This is a genomic window from Shimia ponticola, assembly GCF_007995215.1.
Classification (GTDB): Bacteria; Pseudomonadota; Alphaproteobacteria; order Rhodobacterales; family Rhodobacteraceae; genus Shimia_B; species Shimia_B ponticola.
This window is the reverse complement of record NZ_VCDK01000005.1, coordinates 357,438-373,530: the sequence shown is the minus strand read 5'-3', so window position 1 is coordinate 373,530 and position 16,093 is coordinate 357,438. Positions and strand designations below refer to the sequence as shown.

13 protein-coding genes are annotated in these 16,093 nt (G+C 58.9%); 5 read left to right on the top strand and 8 right to left on the bottom strand.

The features are described from left to right. Positions 1-6 precede the first annotated feature (6 nt). From mltA to FE702_RS11975, 3 genes are read left to right on the top strand one after another with little or no spacing between them, the layout of a single operon-like run. Positions 7-1,032, top strand: a complete 1,026-nt coding sequence (mltA, locus tag FE702_RS11985) for a murein transglycosylase A (RefSeq protein WP_147126544.1) — start codon at positions 7-9, stop codon at positions 1,030-1,032. Beyond that, positions 1,029-1,613: a Smr/MutS family protein gene (locus FE702_RS11980; protein WP_147126543.1), complete on the top strand. Its 585-nt coding sequence runs from the start codon at positions 1,029-1,031 to the stop codon at positions 1,611-1,613. The genes mltA and FE702_RS11980 overlap by 4 nt, the downstream gene beginning before the upstream one ends. Before the next feature lie 17 nt (positions 1,614-1,630). Then, complete coding sequence (locus tag FE702_RS11975) at positions 1,631-3,148, top strand: class I adenylate-forming enzyme family protein (RefSeq protein ID WP_147126542.1); 1,518 nt, start codon at positions 1,631-1,633, stop codon at positions 3,146-3,148. Here the strand turns inward: FE702_RS11975 and FE702_RS11970 are convergent. The 3 genes from FE702_RS11970 to FE702_RS11960 all read right to left on the bottom strand — a co-directional run bounded on the left by FE702_RS11970 (position 3,125) and on the right by FE702_RS11960 (position 6,827). After that, positions 3,125-4,348 carry an MFS transporter gene (locus FE702_RS11970; RefSeq protein WP_147126541.1) on the bottom strand — a complete coding sequence of 408 codons (1,224 nt, stop codon included), beginning with the start codon at positions 4,346-4,348 and terminating at the stop codon, positions 3,125-3,127. The genes FE702_RS11975 and FE702_RS11970 overlap by 24 nt on opposite strands. A gap of 95 nt (positions 4,349-4,443) precedes the next feature. After that, a complete protein-coding gene (gene hslU / locus FE702_RS11965) occupies positions 4,444-5,751 on the bottom strand; it encodes an ATP-dependent protease ATPase subunit HslU (protein ID WP_147126540.1) in 1,308 nt (435 codons plus the stop codon). Further along, positions 5,748-6,827, bottom strand: coding sequence for a hypothetical protein (locus tag FE702_RS11960; protein WP_147126539.1), 1,080 nt, complete (start codon positions 6,825-6,827; stop codon positions 5,748-5,750). The genes hslU and FE702_RS11960 overlap by 4 nt, the downstream gene beginning before the upstream one ends. Positions 6,828-6,996: 169 nt before the next feature. On the opposite strand from FE702_RS11960, the gene FE702_RS11955 reads away from it, so the two are divergent. Beyond that, entirely contained in the window at positions 6,997-7,197 is a 201-nt protein-coding gene (locus FE702_RS11955; protein WP_147126538.1) for a hypothetical protein, read from the top strand. On the opposite strand, the gene hslV is transcribed toward FE702_RS11955, so the two are convergent. After that, complete coding sequence (gene hslV / locus FE702_RS11950; RefSeq protein ID WP_147126537.1) at positions 7,194-7,754, bottom strand: ATP-dependent protease subunit HslV; 561 nt, start codon at positions 7,752-7,754, stop codon at positions 7,194-7,196. The two genes, FE702_RS11955 and hslV, sit on opposite strands and share 4 nt — an antisense overlap. A 51-nt stretch (positions 7,755-7,805) precedes the next feature. Here hslV and FE702_RS11945 point away from each other — a divergent pair, with 51 nt between their 5' ends. Continuing rightward, positions 7,806-8,762 carry an aminoglycoside phosphotransferase family protein gene (locus tag FE702_RS11945; RefSeq protein ID WP_186827070.1) on the top strand — a complete coding sequence of 319 codons (957 nt, stop codon included), beginning with the start codon at positions 7,806-7,808 and terminating at the stop codon, positions 8,760-8,762. Positions 8,763-8,789: 27 nt separating this feature from the next. Here FE702_RS11945 and trxA read toward each other — a convergent pair whose 3' ends face one another. The 4 genes from trxA to FE702_RS11925 are packed head-to-tail and all read right to left on the bottom strand — an operon-like array spanning position 8,790 to position 16,088. Then, the gene (gene trxA, locus FE702_RS11940) at positions 8,790-9,110 is read right to left on the bottom strand and encodes a thioredoxin (protein ID WP_147126535.1); all 321 of its coding nucleotides are present in this window, start codon (positions 9,108-9,110) and stop codon (positions 8,790-8,792) included. Between the two features lie 57 nt (positions 9,111-9,167). Beyond that, positions 9,168-12,563 carry a double-strand break repair helicase AddA gene (addA, locus tag FE702_RS11935; protein ID WP_255449669.1) on the bottom strand — a complete coding sequence of 1,132 codons (3,396 nt, stop codon included), beginning with the start codon at positions 12,561-12,563 and terminating at the stop codon, positions 9,168-9,170. Next, positions 12,521-15,433, bottom strand: a complete 2,913-nt coding sequence (gene addB / locus FE702_RS11930; RefSeq protein ID WP_147126534.1) for a double-strand break repair protein AddB — start codon at positions 15,431-15,433, stop codon at positions 12,521-12,523. Before addB ends, addA begins: the two co-directional genes overlap by 43 nt. After that, on the bottom strand, positions 15,426-16,088 hold the full coding sequence (locus FE702_RS11925) for a nucleotidyltransferase family protein (protein WP_147126533.1): 663 nt from the start codon (positions 16,086-16,088) through the stop codon (positions 15,426-15,428). Before FE702_RS11925 ends, addB begins: the two co-directional genes overlap by 8 nt. Between the last annotated feature and the right edge of the window lie 5 nt (positions 16,089-16,093).

The window sequence follows — 16,093 nt, the reverse complement described above, 5'->3', positions numbered from 1 at the left end:
CGGTTCATGTTGCGGGCGCTGGGCATAGTTCTGTTGGCATCGTGGGCCACGATGGGCCAAGCGGTGCCGACATATAGGCTTCTCAGTTTTTCCGATTTGTCGGGGTGGGATCAGGATGATCACGCCCCTGCCATGGAAACCTTCATGGAAACCTGCACCGATCTTCGCGATGGCGAATGGTCGAAGCTCTGTGCCGTGGCCTCACAATCGCCCGATCCCCGCTTCTTTTTCGAGGCGTTCTTTCAGCCAGTTCTGATCGAAGATGGTCAGGAGATGCTGTTTACCGGTTATTTTGAGCCGGAATTGACGGGCGACACTCAGAAGTCCGAGACCTTTGCATTCCCGATCTACCGTTTGCCAGAAGAGGCGCGGGACGGATTATGGCTGAGCCGTCGCGAGATCGAAGAAACCGGGGCGTTGGACGGACGTGATCTTGAGATTGCGTGGATCAATGACCCAGTCGACGTGTTTTTCCTTCAGATTCAAGGATCCGGGCGCGTGTCCCTTGCCGATGGCAGCAAGATCCGCGTTGGCTATGGCGGCTCAAACGGTCACAAATACCGCTCTGTTGGACAAGAAATGGTGCGCCGCGGCATATACGAGCCGCACCAAGTCTCTGCCGATGTCATTCGCAACTGGGTCAAACGCAATCCTGAAGACGGGATCGAGCTTTTGCGCCACAACCCGTCATACGTGTTCTTTCGTGAAGTGAATGAAGTGCCTGCGGACAAAGGTCCGCTTGGCGCAATGAACAGATCCATCACGACTTTGCGTTCGATTGCCGTCGATCCCGCTTACACACCGCTTGGCGCGCCAGTCTGGATCGAAAAGGAAGGTCGACAGCCGATGAAGCGCCTGATGATTGCGCAGGATACCGGGTCAGCGATCAAAGGGGCGCAGCGGGCGGACATTTTCTTTGGCACAGGCCGCGAGGCCGGGCGCGCAGCAGGTCGCATTCGTGACGCAGGCCGCATGGTTGTCCTTCTTCCGCGTCAGATGGCATTCGCCCTTTTCCCAGAAGAACTACAATGAGCCGCCGCCTCAGGCCGGATGAACGCGCGCTCTGGGATCAGGTCGCCAAATCGGCCACGCCGCTTCACGAAAAACCACGACTTGAGGACGTGCTTCCGCCCATTCAGGATGCGCCGAAATCCAAGGTGAAACCCGCCGATATTGCGCCTGTCCGTTTGAAACCGTTCGATATCGGGTCCAAGGCGAAAACGGACACGCGAGTTCCAAAGCCAGCCAAGGATGCGCCCAAGATGGACGCCAAATCCTTTGCTCGACTAAGAAAGGGCCGCCTTGATCCTGAGGGCCGAATTGACCTGCACGGGATGACAACGTCCGAAGCCCACCCGGAGTTGGTGAATTTTGTGCTTCGCTCGCATCAAAAGGGACGTCGCTTGATCCTTGTCATTACAGGCAAAGGCGATGGTCCCGGCGCGACGGCGGGGCCTCTGCCCTATCACCGTGGGATTTTGCGCCGGCAGGTGCCGCATTGGTTGCAACAAGCCCCGATTGGAAATCTGATCCTGCAAACGACACCCGCCAGCCCCAAACACGGTGGCGACGGCGCGCTGTATGTTTATCTACGCAAGCACCGAACGCGGTAAAGACAAAGGAGTTTGGGATGAACCCTGCTGAATGGCTCGTACGCACTGCCCGCCGTTTGCCCACCGCTCCTGCTCTGTTCACCGGGCCACGGCAGGTTGCAGAATATGCAGGGTTTGCCCACCGTGCCGCGGCGATCGGCGGGGCCATGGCAGAACGTGGAATTGGCACGGGGTGCCGCGTCGCTCTCTTTATGACCAACCGGATCGAGTATCTTGAGGCTATGTATGGCGCATGGTTCAACGGCGCGGCGGTTGTTCCGATCAATGCCAAGCTGCACGCCAAAGAGGCAGCATGGATTGCAGAGCATTCCGAGGCTTCCTTGATCCTGACCGATAATGCGTCGCTAACTGACGTCAGGGAGGCGCTGGGCGCGGCGGCGATCCCTGTTGTTTCGGTTCAGGGGTCAGAGTTTTCGGTCATGCGCGCAGCAAAGCCCCTCAAAGAACCAGCCTTGATGGATACGAATGACCTTGCTTGGTTGTTTTACACCTCTGGTACTACGGGACGGCCCAAGGGCGTGAAGATCACGGCGGGCAATTTGTTGGTGCTGTCGCAAAGCTATCTGGTGGATGTTGATAGCCTGTCGTCGAAAGACACGGCGCTCTACGCTGCTCCGATGTCACATGCGGCAGGCATCTATAATCCGATGTATGTGATGCTGGGCATGCGCCATGTGGTGCCTGAGAGCGGTGGGTTCGACCCTGCCGAAATCTTCGAGCTTGCTCCTCAGTTTGACCCCGTCACGATGTTTGCGGCGCCTACCATGGTGCGGCGCATGATTGACGTTGCCAAGGCGTCAAACACCCAAGGCGATGGGATCAAGACAGTGGTCTACGCAGGAGGCCCGATGTACGAGGCCGACATCGTCGAAGCGGTAGATCACTTTGGTCCGAAATTCGTGCAGGTCTATGGTCAGGGCGAATGCCCGATGGCGATCACCGCGCTGCGCCGCGAAGATATAGCAGACAGATCGCACCCAAACTGGCGGTCCCGGCTGAATTCCGTGGGAACGGCGCAAAGCATCGTGTCGGTCCGTATCTTTGACGACGCTGGCCAGGAAGTGCCGCGCGGAGAGATTGGTGAAATCGCTGTGCGCGGGGCGGCCGTGATGGGCGGCTATTGGCGCAATGACACGGCAACGGCGGATACCATCAAGGACGGTTGGCTCTGGACCGGTGACGTGGGTTTCATGGACGCGGATGGTTACGTCACCCTTCAGGATCGGTCCAAGGATCTGATCATCTCGGGCGGATCGAACATCTATCCGCGTGAGGTCGAGGAGGTTCTGTTGCAGCACCCTGCCGTGCGTGAGGTGGCCGTGGTTGGAAAGCCGCATGAAGAATGGGGCGAGGAGGTTGTTGCCTTCGTCGTTGGCAACGCTCCAGAAGAAGAGCTGGATGCGCTCTGCCTCGGCCAAATCGCACGCTTCAAACGGCCCAAGGTTTATCGCTCCATCGCGGAGCTACCAAAGAACAACTACGGAAAGGTCCTCAAAACCGATCTGCGTCAGTTACTCGCGGATGAGGGGGCTTAGCCGCGGTCGTAATCCAGCGACGCCGATTGCTCCGATGATGCTGGCGGTGATGAAGTAGATGCTGACACCGAGGTATTGCGTGGAAATCCCAACGCCAGCGTCAATCAAAACGCCGGTTATCCCAGGCCCCAGCGCTGATCCAAGTACCATGATGGCAGTTGCCAGCGCCTTGATTGATCCAAGGTGCCGGGTTCCGAAATACTCGGCCCAGAACGCGCCCGGCAAGGTGGCGTTCATGCCAGAGCTGAGGCCCATCAAGATCATGCCCAACAGGGCGCCGGGTATCGCGTCGCTATAACTAAATGCCACAAAGCCCAAGGCCATGGGTAACTGGAACACCGGCACGAGACGCCCGCTGCCAAACCGGTCAATTGCCCAGCCCGCAATCAACATCGCCATCACGCTGGTTGCCGTATAAATCGGGAAGGTCGCGACCAGAGAAAGCTGACTCCAGCCCTTGGTGTCCGCAAAATGCGCATGATGAAAGAAATACGCGGTGACAAAAGCCGAGGGACCAAGGACGCTTGGCACCATACACCAGAATAGCCGCGTCCTGATGACCTCACTCCGTGTCCATTGGCGCCTGTCCAGACCCATGGTTTCGGATGTTTCTGCAAGCTGCTGAGGGGACCGTTCGGTTCGCAAAAGACGCGACAGAACCGGGATCATCAGCAAGACAACCACCGCCGCAACGACCCAGAGCAACCGCCAATGCACCAGACCCATGGCCGCCACAAAGGCGATGGGCAGCATGGCTTCACCGACTGAATAGCCCAGACCCGCAATGGAAATCGCCCGTCCACGCGACCGCGAAAACCAGCGCGCCATGGCAACCATGGCGACGTGACTCATCATGCCTTGTCCAAAGAACCGCAGGCCTAGAATTACGACAGGCACCAAGAGAACAGATTGGTTCACGGCCATCGCCAAACAGGCAAGCGCGAGACCACCCATGACCATCGGCCCCAAGACGCGAACGCGCAGGCGATCCGTCAGGCCACCTGCCCAAACCATGATCAAGGCCGAAAGCGTCGTGCCCGCGGCATAGCTTAGACCCCAAGCTGCATGGCTTAGCCCCAGATCACGCTGAATGACCGGGGCAAAGACAGAGATGAAGAATGTCTGTCCAAAACTGGACAGCACCGTCAGGACGATGCCGGCACCGAGCCAAGTGCTGTTGTTGCGGATAAAGCGGAACATCCCGCAGCGGTGACGGGTTATTCCGCGTCGCGCAAGTCTCTACACAGATTACGCAGGTTCGGTCCTGCGTAGGGACTCATTGCTGTGACCTATGATCAGAGCATGAAGCGGCTGACATCCATCGACTTAGTAAGCTCACCCAGATTGGTTTCAACGAACTCGGCGTTGACAGTCACTTCAGACCCCGATTGATCCGGTGCGACAAAACTGAGTTCCTCGAACACGCGTTCCAGCACGGTATAGAGCCTGCGCGCGCCGATGTTCTCGACATGCTCATTCACATCTGCGGCCACCTTGGCGAGCGCAGCGATTCCGTCATCGGTGAAGCTCACTGTGACTTCTTCTGTCGCCATGAGGGCAGTGTATTGACGTGTCAGCGCGTTGTCCGTTTCGGTCAGAATACGCACGAAGTCTCCTTCGGTCAGCGCGCGCAATTCTACGCGAATGGGCAAACGGCCCTGCAATTCCGGCAATAGGTCTGACGGTTTTGCCACGTGAAACGCACCTGAAGCGATGAACAGGATATGGTCGGTTTTCACTGGGCCATGTTTCGTGCTGACGGTCGTGCCTTCGATCAGCGGCAGCAGGTCGCGCTGCACGCCTTCGCGGCTGACTTCGCCGCCACGGCTGTCATTGCGGGCTGCGACCTTGTCGATTTCATCCAGAAAGACGATTCCGTTTTGCTCGACCGCCTCGATGGCTGCCTTGTTCACCGTTTCGTCGTCCAGAAGCTTATCCGCTTCTTCGCCGATCAGGATCTCATAACTTTGGGCAACGGTCATTTCCTTGCGCACGGTGCGCTGGAACGCTTTGCCGAAGAGGTCACTGATATTCATCATGCCCATCTGACCAGCACCTGGTTGACCGGGGATTTCCATGCCGCCCAGCGGATTGGAATTGTCCTGCACCTCTAGCGTGATCATTTGATTGTCCAGCTCGCCGGACTTCAGCTTTTTGCGGAACATCTCGCGCGTGCCTTCGCGAGCGCTTTCACCTGCGATAGCCTCGATCACGCGGTCCTCTGCGGCCTGATGCGCGCGGGCTTTGACGTCTTCCCGCATGTGGTCGCGTGTCATGATGATGGCCGCGTCTACCAGATCGCGGATGATCTGTTCGACGTCGCGCCCGACATAGCCGACCTCGGTGAACTTGGTCGCCTCCACCTTGAGAAATGGCGCGCGGGCCAGTTTCGCCAATCGGCGAGAAATTTCGGTTTTACCGACGCCGGTGGGTCCAATCATAAGGATGTTCTTGGGATACACCTCGTCGCGTAGGTCGTCGGCCAATTGCTTGCGCCGCCAACGGTTACGCAGCGCGACAGCGACGGCGCGTTTGGCGTCCTTTTGTCCGATGATGTAGCGATCAAGCTCGCTGACGATTTCGCGGGGGGTGAGGTCGGTCATGATGATCCTTCCTGACTGTAAGATGGGGGCAGCCGATCCTTGGGAAGAAACGGCAGAATAGAAAGAAGTGCGGCGCGGATACGATCCCAGAACGCGCCGAGCGCCAATAAGACAGCACCAAGGATCAGGACGCTGACGGCTGTCCCCTCCCCGTCCAGCACGGTGGCGGACAGAACCATGATGTAACCCACGGCAGCGATCAAAAAGGACCGGCGATCAATCACCATCGCAACGACGGCGATCAATGCCAGAAAGATGATCAGCAGGCCATTCGCCGCGGCGGTGTCGGTGTCCAATAAGCTGAGCGCGACGGTATTCACCAGCGCAGGCGCGGCGACGATATGCAGCCAGAACCCATTGCTGCTGCGACGGGTCACTCGATGCGGGTCTGACATGTCGAACACCATGGCGACGACAAAGACGCCAATGCCCAGAGCAAGGGTGATCCACGCGAACGGACCGGCGGCAGAGAGCAAGAACAGATCGGTTGGGCTTTCCGGAGTGCCCTGAGACGTGGCTGCCAGTAGGATGGCAACGATGAATAGTCCGACGGCAATCATCGCCATGGCAAAGGGGACGCGGAACCTGAACCAGTAGACGAACAAGGCCAGTGTACCGATGGCGAAAGGCCAAGGCAGGCTGCTGTAATCCTCGCGCGCGACCATAAAGGGTTCAGCGAAATAGGCGGTCAGCCAGATCGCAGCGTTCAACGCGAAAAGGATTGATAAGGTGATGGCTGGGGCGACCATGCGGCGGCGGCGGATAAAGTATTCTGACAGCGCCCAAATCACGGCGGCCCCGGTCAGACCATATTGCGGGGCAACAACACGGGGATTGGTGATCTCGCTGGCGGCGGTCAGACCGACAATGCTGGCCCAGCCGCCCGCAAAGATGAGCAGACCCACAACGATAAAAATCTCGTTGAACCCTTTGAAAAGCTCAAATGGTTCGTCTCCGGGCTTCAGGTTCTCACGCGTCCCTCGGCGGCTGCCGGATAGGGCCGCGAGGGAAGACGCCTGGGCTTCGGTCAGGATTCCAGCTGAAACCCCCGCGCGCAAATCGTCTTGGTCGATCATGGTGCGATGCTTGCTATAGTGCGTTTGGTCACAGAATTTTCTTTCCCACTGTGCCACATCACCTACTGACGCTTTGGAAAATTCCAAGGGCTGATCGATAGCAAGCCTACGGAATACGCGAAGGTGTCCGCTAATTTTTAACCCGATATTAGTCAAAGGATTTGTGACAATGGCCAAAGGATATGTTGCCTTCAAAAATCTTGCCCGCGATCAGTGGGTCAGTGCCGACGAATACAAAAATCACGAAGCTGCCGCAGAATGGGTCTCACGTGCCCTTGCGCATTTGGGCATGGCTGCCAGCGACATAGCGGGCAAGCCTGCTTATCCGTTGAATGATCAACCAAACGGCGCGACGGTTCTCGACGTCTAGCTGGCGCTCAGGGATTCTACCGTCAGGTTGCCGTTGGTGTAGACACATATATCGGCGGCAATCGCCATGGATTTGCGCGCGATCTCTTCGGCAGACGCATCGGTTTCCATCAACGCGCGCCCGGCAGCCAACGCATAGTTGCCGCCGGAACCGATGGCCGTCACATCATGCTCGGGTTCCAACACGTCGCCTGCGCCAGTGATCACCAACAGGTCTGTGCCGTCAGACACGATCAGCATCGCTTCCAGTTTCTGAAGATATTTGTCCGTGCGCCAATCCTTGGCCAGTTCGACTGAGGCGCGGGCCAATTGGCCCGGCGTCGCTTCCAGCTTGGCTTCTAACCGTTCCAGCAGGGTAAAGGCGTCTGCTGTCGAGCCAGCAAAACCAGCAATCACCTCGGTTCCGCCCGGTTTGATGCGGCGCACCTTGCGCGCGGTTCCTTTGATCACGGTCTGGCCAAGACTGACCTGACCGTCACCCGCGATCACCACTTCGCCGCCTTTACGGACGCCGATGATTGTTGTTCCGTGCCAGCCAGGGAATGTTTCGTCGTTCATTGTCGTCACCTATGTTGCTAGGGATATCCGCACGCGGCAGGAGCAATGCAAGTGCTTATCAAGAAACTCGACCAGGATATAGCGGCGCTTTGGCCGGTTCTGGCGCGTGAGGCGGGGTTGGATCCGGCTTTGTTTCATTGGAACAAACGCTGGCCTGCGCGTGGGCAGCGTCCGATGGCGCGGGTCGAACAATTTGTATCCGATCGCGGCCATAGCGTCGTGCTCAAGATGGTCGATGCGCCACGGGATCCGGCTTTGTTTGCGTCAATGGTGAACGCGCAATACCGTGCTGCGATGGCGATGTCCGGGGAGACGAACGTTCCCGCTGTTTTGGCCAGTCATACCAATGCGCAGGCAGTGTTGATGCAGGGGATTTCCGGGCAAACCCTGTTTCACGCGCTTGAGGATGGCGAAGATCACCCTGTCTGGCTGCGTCGCGCCGGCCGGTGGCTGGCAGCATTTCACCGGACCGGGTTCAAGCAGGAGATCGAATTCAAGCCCGACTTCAACATCCGTTATTTGGAAGGCTTGTTGCAGGACACATCCAAAGTGGCCGAGGCGACAGAGTTCGAAGCGCTTGCGCGACGCGCATTGGACCGGCTGCCAAGCTTTTCAGGAGGTCAAACGGTCACCGCTTGGGCGCATGGCGATGCGAACTTTCACAATATTCTGTGGGATAACGGCACGCTTTGGGGCATCGACATCAACAAAGAGCATTCAGCCCCAATCGGGTACGATGTGGCATGGCTTTTGCTGCACTACGCAGTGAACTTTGTTGAGCTTGATCTTCTGAAACCGGAGGAAGTGGTTCCGCAGAGCGCCTTGCGTGCATTCTTTGCTGATTACGACATCGCAAAGTTCGATGACCCATCAATCCAGACTGTTCTGACGGTGCGGCTCTTGAATGATTGGGTGCGGTTTCCGGGCGACTTGGACACTCTGAGCATCCCTAAGCGCCTGCGATACGAACGGCAGAAGGCCGTGGTTCGCAACATTTTGGGTGTTTAGGGCAGGCTTGGCCTGCCCCAACCATCATCAGATGCTGTCGCCGATCCAGCTTTCCAGCGAAGCCTTCGGAGCAGCGCCGGTGCGGTTCGATACGACTTCGCCGTCCTTGAACAGGAACAGCGCAGGAATGCCGCGCACACCCAGAGATGCGGCTGCACCGGGGTTCGAGTCGACGTCCACCTTCACCACTTTGACCTTTCCGGCCATCTCTTCCGAGATTTCTTCCAGTGCGGGGCCGATCTGTTTGCAGGGTCCACACCACTCAGCCCAAAAGTCGACAACCACAGGCAGGTCGGACTGTTTGACTTCGGCGTCAAAGGTATCATCGGTTACGGCAACGGTGGCCATGGCAGCTCTCCTAGCGCATCATTCAGGGGGCGAACCTAGGTAGACCGCAGGATATGGTCAAGACGCAGCCGCCCTTTGCAACGCTGCATTCACAGCTTGGTGTGATAGTGGCATCAGCAACCCGGGTTCGGTCCAGAGGATCGCTGTGTCGATGCGGTGACTTGGATAAAGCTTGGCAAGCGCCGCCGCATAAGCCCCCATCTGGCGCAGTAGGCCCTCGGGGACCTGATCCTCTGTTGTTGGCCACACCTTGTTTGTCTTGTGATCGACGGCGGTAACCACGTCATCTGAAATGATAAGTCGGTCGACAGATCCCCGGATCGGCGCACCGGGCAAGTCCGGCAGATGGGCAAACAAATCGACCTCAGCCAATGACTCCGACCCAAAGACATGCGCCAAGGCTGGATCTTGCAAAACCTTGCGCGCGCTAGACAGGACGTCGTCCACGGCAACGGCATGTTCGGCGGCGACGGCCTCTGCCACTGCTGGCCAATCCCGCTCTGCGCAATCGGGCAAGTATTCGAGCAGAGCGTGGATCGCCGATCCACGCGGCATTGCGTCTTCCTCCGCTTCGGTGCCGGGCAGAGTCTTGGCCCCGCCCAGATCTGAAGGTGAGCGAGGCTGAACTGTTGGTTCAGGTGCCGCTGGCGCAGTTGGCAGAAAACGCGCTGGGCGTGTGGCCTGATCGCTGTCTTCCTTGGCAGGTGTTGTGACCCAGCCAAGCGGTTCATACCGCACGCCAATTCCGGGTTCGTCGCCAGCACCGGCCCGACGCATCCCTTCGTCGATTTGCCGATGCCATGCCGTTTCGGACTTGGAGAGATCGCCAGTCGCCCCGACGATCAGCCATGATTCCGCCCGCGTCATCGCAACATATAAAAGCCGCTGATTTTCCTCGGCTTGTTTGGCCACATGCCGCATTTGGATTTCGCGTATCTGAGGCGCCACGTTCTTTGCGGATGGGGCCCAGACCAGCAGGTCACCTATGACCACAAGATCCGGCGCTGGCTTGGCGTTTTTCTTGCCGCAATCCGGCAGAATGACGATGGGCGACTCAAGACCCTTGGCCCCATGTACCGTCATCACCCTGATCTGGTTCGCGCCCGTTTCAGACTGTCGCTTGATCTCAAGATCATCGGCGGCCAACCACGTAAGAAAGCCGGTCAGGTTTGGAACTTCTGTCTGCTCATAGGCCAACGCCTGTGCAAGCAGGGCATCAATGGCATCCTCGGCCTCGGCCCCCAGTCGGGCGATCAGTTTCGCGCGGCCATCAAAACGCGTCAGAATGCGATCGATCAGATCAAAGGGCCGCAGGAAATCAGCCATCGCCAGCAAGTCCTGCAGCGTCGAAACGGTGTCCTGAAACTCCCGCGCTCTGTCACGTAGCGCGGGCCAGAGGTACCGCTGCACCCGACGGTGGGCGAGGTCAAAGAGAGTTTGTTCGCTCCATCCAAACAAGGGCGACCGCAGGACGGACGCGAGAGACAGGTCGTCTTCGGGCGTGGCGAGAAACGATAAAAGCGCTGCGATGTCCTTGACTGCCAATTCTTGCGCCACGTTCAGCCGGTCGGCCCCCGCCATCGGCAGGCCCGCCGCTTTGCATGCGCGGATGATCTCTTGGAACAACCCGCTTCGGCGGCCTTGAACAAGGATCAGAATGTCCTTTGGTTCGATGCGCCGCGCCGTAATCTGCCCGTCTTTTTCCGCGACAGGCAATGCTTCGTTTTCGAGCAAGCCTTGGATTTGGTCGGCGACCTTTTCCGCCAAAACGCGTTTTGGATCGTCATTCGCGATGCGATCAATCGGGTCGTACCAAGGCGTGTCGTCCTTGGCGTCAGAGGTTTCTATTGGCTCCCATAGATCAACACGCCCCGGCAGTGCGGATTTAAAGGCGATGTGGTCACTCTCCTGCCCCAAACCATGATGTTCTGTGGCTTCGAATGTCTTGTCCACAACATCCAGAATCGCGGGCGAAGACCTGAAGGAATGCTGAAGCGTGAGTTCTTGTAGAGGAGTCTGGGAAGGCTCTAACCTTGCCTGAAACAGGTCCCGCATCTGGTCAAAGGCTTGCGGGTCGGCACCTTGGAACGAATAGATCGACTGCTTTTTGTCCCCGACAACAAAGATCGTCCGTTGCGTATCCTTGCGCGCCCCTTCGCCGGCAGTGAATTCTTCGGCCAATTGACGGATCACGTCCCATTGGGCCGGGCTGGTATCTTGTGCCTCGTCCACCAGGATATGGTCGATGCCGCCATCCAGCCGGAAGAGCACCCATTCGGCCACCTTCGATTCCGACAACAGCGCACGTGTGCGTTCGATGAGGTCATCAAAGTCGAGCCATGAGCCGCCCTGCTTGCGGGCGTCATAGGCCGGAAAGAAGACACGCGCGAATTGGTGCAAGGCGTTAGTGCGCAGGGCGGTTTCCAGAGCTTGCCGTTTGGGTTGTAGGTCCGCACAGCGTTGCATGAACGCATGAAACCGATCCAGATCAGCTGTAATAAGCTCTTTGCCGTCTTTGGTCGGGACCCGATTGGATTTGGGGGTACCGGGGTTTTGTGTGCTGTCGCCATAAACAAAAAGCGACTCCACCGCGCTGCATACGGTCAGATCGGGTCGGTCAAGCGGCAAGGCCTGAATCGACTTGGCAAGCTTTTGATCAGAGACTTTGGACGCCAAGAGCGTTGTTGCGACCCGTCGCAACATTGGAATGTCGCCGGGTCTGAACAGGGCATCCACATGGTCTTGTTCCGAATACCCATCGCGCAGGCCCATCGCGGCCCAGATTTCTGCTGACGTCTTTGATGGCGACAGATGCTCTCTGCGCCCGACAAGACCCGCAACCCAGCCCTCTAGCTCGGCCCCGGTGAACGCATCGGCGAGGATGTCGAACGCGCCCTGCCCCGGCCCGTCAGCCATTTCCTCAAGAACGTCGCGCACCAGCAAGGTCTGCAAGCGTTCATCCATCTCGCGGAATTGCGGACTGACCCCCGCTTCGAGCGGGAACTTCCGTAGGACCGATGCGCAAAACGAGTGGATGGTCTGAATTTTCAACCCGCCGGGCGTTTCGATCGCACGGGCAAATAGGGTGCGGGCGCTAGAGAGCATATCCTCGTCAAGCGGTCCGGTGTCCCCCAACTGCCGCAGATCATCGCGTAGGGCATCATCGTCCAGCATGCTCCAGGCACCAAGACGCTTGAACAGGCGGTTCTGCATCTCGGACGCAGCGGCCTTGGTGTAGGTCAGGCACAAAATCCGTTGCGGCAACACACCCGCGAGCAAGAGCCGCGCCACTCGGTCGGTCAAAACGCGAGTCTTCCCGGACCCCGCATTCGCAGCAAGCCAAGTCGACCGCTCGGGATGCGCGGCTGTGATCTGCCGCAGGGTTGCGTCGTCTGGGGCCTGCATAACCGTCATGTCAGCTTCACCGGTTCGGCGGCGTCGGTTGCCGCCCATTCGCCGTAGCGTGCCAGATGGTCATAGTCGCTAAAGCTGGCATCGCGATCCATCGCGCGGCGAGATGTCAGCGCATGGTCGACATCAAGGAATGCTGTGATCAGAGATACAAAGCGCGGCCAATCTTCGTGGTCGCGCTCGGCGGCTTCGGCCTCTGCCGGATTGGTACCGAGGCTGATATATCCCGCGTAATCGACCTCGACCGGGCCAAGATCGTCAAAGCCGCCATTTTCCAGGATTGCAGTCTCTAGCATCAGCTGTTTGTCGAATGCCTTTTGTTCTGACCCAGTCGGCAGGCGACCCGTCTTGTAATCATAAAGGCGGGCCTGACCGTCCTTGGTCATGTCGATGCGGTCAGCCTTGGCAGCCAGAGTAAAGTCGATATGCGGCACGGTGATTTCGCCAGAAACTTCAATCGCCTCGACCGATCCCTTGGTTTGGCGACCTTGTTCGGTCGTGACAAACCAAGGCGCAATGCGGCGCAGGCGGGCTTGCCAAAGCCGCCGGGCTGCTGGCCACGGCACATGTGCCAGAATTTCCTCTCCCAGCCGTTCCAGATCGCTCTGGGCAGTGTCGCGGTCCGTCGCCATGCCTGCGCGCAGGAACTTCTCCATCACGTCATGCAGCATGGTGCCACGCATCCGCGCATCCGCTTCGCCCAATAGCGGGTCAAGCGGGCGCAGACGCAGGATGTGTTTGGCATATATGGCGTAGGGATCACGGATCAGCGTCTTGATCTCGGTCACGGTCAAACGGCGCGGTCGAGCAGCGACTGGAGGCATCGGCGCGGGGCGTTTTTCTGACGCAACAGGGTCGATCAGATCAAGCCGCGCCGCTTGATCGAGCCAAACCTGACCCCGTTCATGCATATCCTTCATCGCCTGTTGGCCGCCTTGCGCCTTTAGCCCCTCCAAGAGGGTCGTCAGGCGGTTCACCCAGCGGGATGGGATGGTTTCGGCCTCGTCCGTTTTGGTGGCGCGAGTGATCCAGACCTTGGGCGCAGAAACGGCCTGTTGGTAGTCATGCGCAGCAAGCCCGATTTTGCGTTCTGGCACCAGCAACCCGGCCTGCAAACGCAGCGCGCGATTCAGCCAAGGGTCAATTTCGGCGGCTTCGGGCCAGACCCCATCGTTCAACCCACCAAGGATGACAAGATCTGCGCCCTGAACCCGCGCCTCCAGCGTACCCCAAATCAGGATGTTGGGATGTGTCGGATCAACCGAGCGCACGTTTTCGGCCGAAAGGTGAGCGCGGATGATCCGGGCGTATTCGGCGGCATCCATGCGGTCATCTGCATCGGCCAACTCGGAGAGCGCCTGCATCGCTGCCTGCGTCGCGCGTCCGTTGGCTGTGTCCCAAAGGGTGCTTTTGCCGGATGCAACCGGACCCTGTGCCAAGGCTTCGGCCGCGTTTAGATGGCGGCTGACATGGTCGCTCAGCGTGGCTGCTTCGGGCTGAAACAGAGCCTGTTTGAGCCATGATCCCCATGCGTCGACGTCATGGGCGTTGGCCCATGCAGAAATGTCGTCCGACGTCAGGAACGGCGGGCCGTAGCGGCGCAAATTCAGTTCATAGGCCCGCGTCGTCAGCAAATGCGGACCGCGTGCGTCCGGTGCCGTGGCCACCAGCGGATGTTTCAACAAGGCCAACAGCGTATCGGCTGCAGGCCCCTTGGCCAGAATATCGGCCACCTGCAACATCAGTCGCCCCGGGGCCGTCAAAGGCAAGGGAACCCCGGCACTATCGTCGGCAATGATCCCCCAACGGTCGAGTGCCGCTGAAACCCGGCGAGTCAGCGTTCGGTCCGGTGAGATCAGAGCGGCGGTCTTTCCCTCTTCTGCAGCGGCGCGCAAACCCAGAGCAATGGCGTTTGCCTCAGCTCTTGGGTCGGGGGCGGCGATCCATGTGATGTCTTTGGTCGCCTCGACCAGTGAGCCAAGGTCTTGCGCCTCTTTGCGCCAGTAATGGGTGACCGGTGCGGGACGCAAAGACAAAGAGATCAGGCGGTTGCGCGCGTCAGATGGTGGTTGATCATCCGTCCATGTGCCAACAGCGTTCGCCGGAACATCCAGTGCCTTGAGAATATCGGCATAGCGGTATTGCGGGTGGTCTTCCTGCGGGACAGGATCGGTCAATTGATGCCACACACGATCCGGTGTGTGCCGGTCGAAGCCGGGCAGGATCAGCGCGCCTTGGGGGAGCCGCGCTGCTGCCTGCATCAAGAGCGCGGTCGTGCCACGTGACCCTGTCGATCCGGCAAAGAGAATGGGTCGGTGCGGCGGCGCAGCCTCCCAAGCTTCGGCCAAGGCCAAGGCCCGCAGGCGCTGGGCGGCTTCGGGTTCGATCACGTCGGCATCTGCGGCGTAGTCGGTTGCGATTTGAACGAATTTCAGCGCCCGTTGCCAGTGCCCGCTTTGGTCAGACACATCAAGCGCATGCAAGGCCTCTGCCGGCACGCCTTCGCTTTGCATTTCGTCGATCAGCTTGGCGAGAGTATCGGCCAGTTCAATGGCCTGCGTGCGACCTGCCATGTCTGGCGCGATGTCCAACAGCCGGCGGATCGGATCAATCAGGTCCAGCCTGCGACGCATCGGGGCAACGGTCGATCGTGGCAGCGCACGCAATGGTGGATGCAGAGCGTCAAGATTGGTCACCAATGCGAGACGCGGCATCAAGGCCGCATCGGTTTCCTCCAAAACCTGCTGAATGCGGCTGCGCATCCGGGCGCTGTTGGCAACGATGGTGACTTTGGCCCATGCCTCTGGCGCGGAACCCGCCAACCGTTGGCGCAGGCCTTCGACAACCGCCCGTGGGAAATCAATGCCCGGTGCCACGCCGAACACGCGCGGGTGCGATTGCGGCTCAAACATCGGCAAGCATTCCCTCTGCCAGCGCGATTGAACTGGGCTGTCCGACATCGCACCACGTGCCGCTGTATTCGACACCGAACAGGCGGCCATCCTTGGCGGCGGTGTTCCACACTTCGTTCAGCGAAAAGATGCGCTCAGGGTGGTTTTGCACCCGATCCATGTTGATGATTTGTGCCCCGGTATAGACCCAGCCATCGCCGCGGATCAGTTGGCCGTCATCGCGGAGTGCAAAGTCACTCCGTCCGTCCCGACCCAACGCGCGCTCCATCGGGACGCAAAGCAGCAACGCATCCATGCGATCTGGGTCCCATTCCGCCAAAAGAGGCTCAAAGGGATTTGGACCACGCCAAACTGCATCGGAGTTCATGGTCGCCACACTGTTTTCGGAAAAATGCGGCGCTGCGTTCTTGAGCCCGCCACCCGTTTCCAGGACCTCGGGTTGTTCGTCGATGACCGTTATGTCGGTTCCCGAGAAAGCGTCGTTGATCTGATCCGCCCTGTAATGGGCGTTAACGATAATTGGGGAAAGCTTGGCCTCGATGGCGGGTGCAACGGCATGGTCGATCAGGCGGCGACCGGCCACCTGGATCAGCGGTTTGGGCATGGTGTCGGTAAGTGGACGCATGCGCGTGCCAAACCCTGCGGCAAAGATCATGCAGC